This is a genomic window from Nocardia sp. NPDC003345 (assembly GCF_053589395.1).
The window spans coordinates 1-5,833 of record NZ_JBSFRU010000375.1; the positions used below are offsets into that span (position 1 = coordinate 1).

The 5,833-nt window shown below is 65.4% G+C and carries 7 protein-coding genes; 5 read left to right on the forward strand and 2 right to left on the reverse strand.

The window, feature by feature from the left end; all coding sequences use genetic code 11:
* Nucleotides 1-126: 126 nt before the first annotated feature.
* Together ACWDU1_RS28380 and ACWDU1_RS28385 are read right to left on the reverse strand one after the other, a co-directional pair.
* Nucleotides 127-1,254: an NAD(P)H-dependent flavin oxidoreductase gene (locus ACWDU1_RS28380; protein ID WP_450003116.1), complete on the reverse strand. Its 1,128-nt coding sequence runs from the start codon at nt 1,252-1,254 to the stop codon at nt 127-129.
* A gap of 168 nt (nt 1,255-1,422) precedes the next feature.
* Entirely contained in the window at nt 1,423-2,829 is a 1,407-nt protein-coding gene (locus ACWDU1_RS28385; RefSeq protein ID WP_450003118.1) for a hypothetical protein, read from the reverse strand.
* A gap of 233 nt (nt 2,830-3,062) precedes the next feature.
* On the opposite strand from ACWDU1_RS28385, the gene rpsF reads away from it, so the two are divergent.
* From rpsF to ACWDU1_RS28410, 5 genes are all read left to right on the forward strand, one after another.
* A complete protein-coding gene (gene rpsF / locus ACWDU1_RS28390) occupies nt 3,063-3,350 on the forward strand; it encodes a 30S ribosomal protein S6 (protein ID WP_450003120.1) in 288 nt (95 codons plus the stop codon).
* 96 nt (nt 3,351-3,446) lie between these two features.
* Nucleotides 3,447-3,986: a single-stranded DNA-binding protein gene (locus ACWDU1_RS28395; protein WP_450003121.1), complete on the forward strand. Its 540-nt coding sequence runs from the start codon at nt 3,447-3,449 to the stop codon at nt 3,984-3,986.
* A gap of 55 nt (nt 3,987-4,041) precedes the next feature.
* The gene (rpsR, locus tag ACWDU1_RS28400; RefSeq protein ID WP_450003122.1) at nt 4,042-4,293 is read left to right on the forward strand and encodes a 30S ribosomal protein S18; all 252 of its coding nucleotides are present in this window, start codon (nt 4,042-4,044) and stop codon (nt 4,291-4,293) included.
* 19 nt (nt 4,294-4,312) lie between these two features.
* Entirely contained in the window at nt 4,313-4,768 is a 456-nt protein-coding gene (gene rplI / locus ACWDU1_RS28405) for a 50S ribosomal protein L9 (protein ID WP_450003124.1), read from the forward strand.
* 652 nt (nt 4,769-5,420) lie between these two features.
* A partial coding sequence (locus ACWDU1_RS28410) for a DnaB-like helicase N-terminal domain-containing protein (RefSeq protein ID WP_450003125.1) occupies nt 5,421-5,833 on the forward strand: 413 nt, incomplete at its 3' end.

Sequence of the window (5,833 nt, forward strand, 5' to 3'; positions counted from 1 at the left end):
CAGTGCTCGAAGCGCATGTGGCGAAGCCACGAGTCTCGAGCGCTGACAGCCGACGCGGGCCGAACCTCTAGCGGCGGAGCCGCTCCAGAATCACAGCCGAACCCGAGCGGCGGAGCCGCTCCAGAATTACAAGCTGTCGTTCAGTTTGTTGAGCCGTTCGCAGGCGTTGACGTACTCCTCGATCAGCCGGTTCATCACATCGCCCGACCGCTCCATCTTGTTCATCATCCCGACCACCTGGCCGACCGGGTTGAAGTTGACGTCCTTGGCCGCTTCCGGGTACCGGTGGCCCCGCTTCACACCGTCCAGCGCCACCATCATCTGCAGCGGCATGGGCAGCGGATCGGGGGTATCCGCCGACTCCCAGGCGTCGGTCCAGTCGTTGCGCAGCATGCGGGCCGGTTTACCGGTCCAGGCGCGCGAGCGGATGGTGTCGTGGCTGGTGGCGTCGATATAGGTCTTCATCTGCGCGGGTGGCACGTTGGCCTCTTCCACGGTGAGCCAGATCGAGCCGGTCCACGCGCCCGCAGCGCCCATCGCCATCGCGGCGGCGACCTGGCGGCCGTCGCCTATACCACCCGCGGCCAGCACCGGGAGGTCGCCGACCGCGTCGATGACCTGCGGCCACAGCACCAGGGAGGAGACCTCACCGCAGTGGCCGCCGCCTTCGGTGCCCTGGCAGACCACGAAGTCGAGTCCGGCGTTCTTGTGGTTCATGGCGTGTTTGACCGAACCGCAGAGCGCGCCGATGAGACGACCGGATTCCTGGATCTTCGAAACGAATTCCGGCGGCGGCGTGCCCAGCGCGTTGGCGACCAGCTTCGCCTTCGGGTGCTTCAGGATGACATCGACCTGCGGTCCGGCCGTGGTAGCGGTCCAGCCCAGCAGCTGTGGGTGAACTTCCTCTTCCGGCAGTTTCGGCACGCCGTGGTCGGCGAGGATCTTCTCGGCGAACTCGCGGTGTCCTTCCGGGACGTGCTTGGCGAGTTCGGCCTCGAGCTGTTCGGGGGAGAGCCCGTCGATGCCCTTGCCCTCGTACTTGGACGGAATGACCAGGTCGACACCGTAGGGGTTGTCGCCGACGTGCTCGTCGAGCCAGGCGAGTTCGACCTCGAGCTGCTCGGCGGTGAAACCCACCGCCCCGAGGACGCCGAGCCCGCCGGCGTTGCTGACCGCGGCCGCCACGTCGCGGCAGTGGGTGAAGGCGAAGATGGGGAACTCGATCCCCAGCCGGTCGCAGATATCGGTACGCATGGCGGTGCTGGTCTCCCTATGCCTGGAACAAGTTACATAATTGCCGCGCGGCGGCTGATCCGGCCGCTGTCACCCCTCGGGTTCGAATATGCCGCTTACCGCTGGTAGGGGCAGGCGGTACGCGCGAACCCGACAGGTGCCATACCTAGAATGTAACACGTTCTAGTTTTATTGGAACCGATTCATTCGTGCCGGCACCGCGCCCGTTCCGGCCGCCGCTGCCGCGGCCGGGACCCGATCCGGTTGTGGCGGCAGCCGCAGCGGGACTTTCAGGAAAATCGAGAACAGCAGTATCAGCAGCGTCGCCCGCCCCCAGACGCCGAAGCGGACCACCGCCTCCATGAGCTCGACCGAATGCCCGGTGCCCATCGAGTAGAAATAGCGGAAGACGCCCACCCCGATCGCGATGTCGGCGACGAGATAGCTCCACACCACCGGCCACGGCACGGCGAGGACGGCCAGGAACGGCACCAGCCACAGCGTGTACTGCGGTGAATGCACCTTGTGGAAGACCAGGAATCCGCACAGCATCGCCCCGCTCACCCCGATCCACGGGAAAACGCCGGTGCGGGCCCAGTGTCGCCGGCCCACCCACAGAGCGAGCGCGAACGACGCCACGATCAGCGCCGGGGAAGCGATGGAGACAGTGTCGGCGAACGCGTCCGTGCCCACCGCGTCGGTGCCGAACAACGGCCGCAGACCCCAGAACCAGATCGAGTTCGTGGTGATATCGGCCTCACGCTGCTGCTGGAACTCGATGGAGGCCCGCCATCCATCGAACCCGGCCACGGCGAACGGCAGATTCACCAGCACCACGGTGGCCAGCGCGGCACCGCCGGTGAACAGCGCGCCCCGCGTATCCGGTGCCCGTCCGCGACCGGCTCGGTCGCTGTCGTCGCCGCCGGTCAGCACATACAGCATCAGTGGGACCACGAAGATGGCCGGATAGATCTTGAAGCAGAATCCGAGGGCGAGCAGGACAGCGGCGATGATTCCCCGGGTCCGCAGCGGGAACCGCGTCAGTGTCACCACCGCGAACGCCGCCACGGTCGTGCACACCACCGGCAGCTCCCAATTGTGGAAGCCGTAGAGCACCAGCGGCGGGCCCACCGCCCACAACAGCGCCGCCCGGCCCGACAGCAAGGCCAGCAACCAGGCCGTCAGCAGGGCGAACGGTGCCAGCAGCAGGGCCGAATGCAACAGGAATACGGCATCGTTGTCGGCGCCCAGCGCGCCCAGCCACATCAGCAGCCCGCTCAGCACCGGGTACTCCACGGCGCCGCCCGTGAGCGAGCCGTCGGCGGTGATACCACCGTGCACATACGGAAATATGTGCTGATCGATATCGCGGCCCAGCCACAGGAACTGGATATCGGAATAGCAGACCCGGGCGTCCTTGAAATAGTCGAACACGACGCTTCGGCCGTCGGCGCGAAACGGCGCGCCCGCGCAGCGCGCCTTGTTGAGAAAGGCCACCGTCAGAGTTATCGCGCACAGCAGTACGGCGGTGATCGCCGCCGTCCGCCGGGAAACGCGCCCGATCGTGAACGCGCGCGAGGCGGCTCCGATCGTCATACGGCCCACCCTAGTGGCCGCCGTCGCGGCCGGCCCGGTCCCTTCCCGGGCCCGGAAATACCGGCCGTGCCCGGTATCGGGCCACGACCGGGCAGGATGGCGGTGAACGCGGTGGTGAAGATCGATTTCGCCGCGGGCCACCGGCTCGGGTACTCTTGCCCGGTTGCTGACGCGACGACCTCCTGCCACGGAACGTCCGTGGCCGACACCAGACCACAGGAGGTGATTGGTTCGTGCGTCATTACGAAGTGATGGTCATCCTCGATCCGAGCATGGACGAGCGCACCGTCGGGCCGTCCCTGGACACGATGCTCAACGTTGTGAAGACCGAGGGCGGGAAAATCGACAAGGTCGATATCTGGGGCCGCAAGCGTCTCGCCTACGAGATCAGCAAGCAGGCCGAAGGCATCTACGCGGTCGTCGATCTGACCGCCGAGCCCGCCACGGTGAGCGAACTCGACCGCCAGCTCGGCCTCAACGAGCAGGTGCTGCGCACCAAGGTTCTGCGCAACGAGAAGTAGTTCCGGCGGTACCGCGGTTTCGTCGGAGTCTGTCTCTAGGCTCTAGCGCAACAAGGCGAGTGCAATCGGACTGCACACCGAGCAGGAGGAACCCCCATGGCAGCAGGCGATACGGTCATCACGGTCATCGGTAATCTGACGGCCGACCCCGAGCTCCGATTCACGCCCGCGGGCGCGGCGGTAGCGAACTTCACCGTGGCCTCGACGCCGCGGATCTTCGACCGTAATACCAATGAGTGGAAAGACGGCGAAGCGCTGTTCCTGCGCTGCAATATCTGGCGCGACGCGGCGGAGAATGTCGCCGAGAGCCTGACCAGGGGTGCCCGGGTGATCGTGAGCGGGCGGCTCAAGCAGCGCTCCTTCGAAACCCGTGAGGGCGAGAAGCGCACCGTCGTCGAGCTCGAGGTCGACGAGGTCGGCCCCTCGCTGCGGTACGCCACGGCCAAGGTCAACAAGACCAGCCGGGGTGGCGGCGGTGGCGGATTCGGTTCCAACAGCGGTGGTGGAAACTTCAACGCCGGAAACAGCGGCGGCGGACGGTCCGAACAGGGCGCAGCGGAAGACCCGTGGGGTAGCGCGCCCGCGGCCGGCTCCTTCGGGGGCGGCGGCCGGATGGATGACGAACCGCCGTTCTGATACGGCCCGCACAGACCCGCTCCAGCGGGTCGCCAAGAATACGGAGTGAAAGAAAATGGCCAAGGCACCGGCGCGCGAAAAGGTGCTCAAGAAGAAGGCTTGTGCTTTCTGCAAGGAAGCCAAGACCGGACTCGTCGATATCGATTACAAGGATGTGCCGCTGCTGCGCAAGTACGTCAGTGAGCGTGGCAAGATCCGCGCTCGCCGGGTCACCGGCAACTGCGTGCAGCATCAGCGTGATATCGCCATCGCGGTGAAGAACTCGCGTGAGATGGCGCTGCTGCCCTACGTTTCGACGGCTCGCTGAGAAAGGTCTGGTCAAGCATATGAAGCTCATCCTGACTGCCGATGTGGACAACCTCGGCGCTCCCGGCGACACCGTTGAGGTCAAGGACGGCTACGGCCGCAACTTCCTGCTGCCCCGGGGGCTGGCCATCGTGGCCACCCGCGGTGCGCAGAAGCAGGTCGAAGGTATCCGCCGGGCCCAGGAGGCCCGCCGGGTGCGCGATCTGGGCCACGCCAACGAACTCAAGCAGGCCATCGAGGGCCTCGAGGGAGTTTCCCTGTCGGTGAAGACCGCCGGCACCGGCAAGCTCTTCGGCTCGGTCACCCAGTCCGATATCGCCACGGCGATCAAATCGGCCGGGGGCCCGGTTCTCGACAAGCGCAGCATCGAGCTGCCGAAGGCGCATATCAAGGCCACCGGTAAGCACCAGGTCACCGTGCACCTGCATCCCGATGTCGCCGCGAAGCTCGCCCTGGAGGTCGTGGCCGCCGGCTGACGCCGGTCGCGACACACCCGACACCGGGGACCACATCTGTGGTCCCCGGTATGGTGTGTTGCGCCACTTTTTCAATAACCGGCTATTAGCTGGATCTCTCGTGGGGGCGGGTGCCTGCAGAAACGCCGCCGGCACTCGATTCGATCGCATCCGCGTTATCCACAAGATGTGGATCCTGTGGATCAATCACAAAACCGACCGGGCGTAATGTGACCCAGCTCATATCTGTTCGCCTGTCCGTTAACTCAACACGCCCGGATGTTCAACACTGTCGACACGCCGATACATTGTTTATCCACACTGTGTTGATGGCAAAGATCCCGGTCTAGCTGCGATTTTTGAGCGCCTGACCTCTGTTTTCCCCAGGCTCTCCACAAGTTGTGCACAACCAGAGGTGAACTATCCACAGGTTATCCACAGCTCTATCCCCAGCCATGTTTGGCATGTGGATAGAACCTCGCTTAGGTTCATCGCAGCACCATCGGCGACACCCGGTCGCGGTATGGCGGAACGGCTTACTCGGGGTGATAGCTGGGTTGTCTGACCACAGGTCAGCGACGCACCCGGCGTATCGGTGAACCTGTCGGACCCTCGAGGTAGACCATGTCTCCAGGGGTGCGTCCGGTCGTGAAGGAGAGGACGGTCGAGTCGGATGGCAGTCGTCGATGACCGCGGGCACACGGATTTCCCACCCGAGCCGCCCGGTGAGGATTTCGGGCGCCAGCCACCGCACGATATGGCCGCCGAACAATCGGTTCTCGGCGGCATGCTGCTCAGCAAGGACGCCATCGCCGATGTGGTGGAGGTCCTGCGCTCGGGCGATTTCTACCGCCCGGCCCACCAGGCCGTCTACGACGCCATCCTGGACCTGTACGGTCGCGGCGAACCGGCCGATCCGGTCACCGTGGCCGCCGGCCTGGACCGCAGCGGCGAACTGAAACGTATCGGCGGCGCCCCGTATCTGGTCACCCTCACCCAGACGGTCCCCACGGCCGCGAACGCCGGGTACTACGCCGAAATCGTCGCCGAGAAGGCCATCCTGCGACGCCTCGTCGAAGCGGGCAC

Bases quoted from the DNA above. Each gene is read 5' to 3' on its own strand.
- ACWDU1_RS28380 (WP_450003116.1), bottom strand. From the start codon at position 1,254: ATGCGTACCGATATCTGCGACCGGCTGGGGATCGAGTTCCCCATCTTC.
- ACWDU1_RS28385 (WP_450003118.1), bottom strand. From the start codon at position 2,829: ATGACGATCGGAGCCGCCTCGCGCGCGTTCACGATCGGGCGCGTTTCC.
- ACWDU1_RS28395 (WP_450003121.1), top strand. From the start codon at position 3,447: ATGGCAGCAGGCGATACGGTCATCACGGTCATCGGTAATCTGACGGCC.
- rpsR (WP_450003122.1), top strand. From the start codon at position 4,042: ATGGCCAAGGCACCGGCGCGCGAAAAGGTGCTCAAGAAGAAGGCTTGT.
- rplI (WP_450003124.1), top strand. From the start codon at position 4,313: ATGAAGCTCATCCTGACTGCCGATGTGGACAACCTCGGCGCTCCCGGC.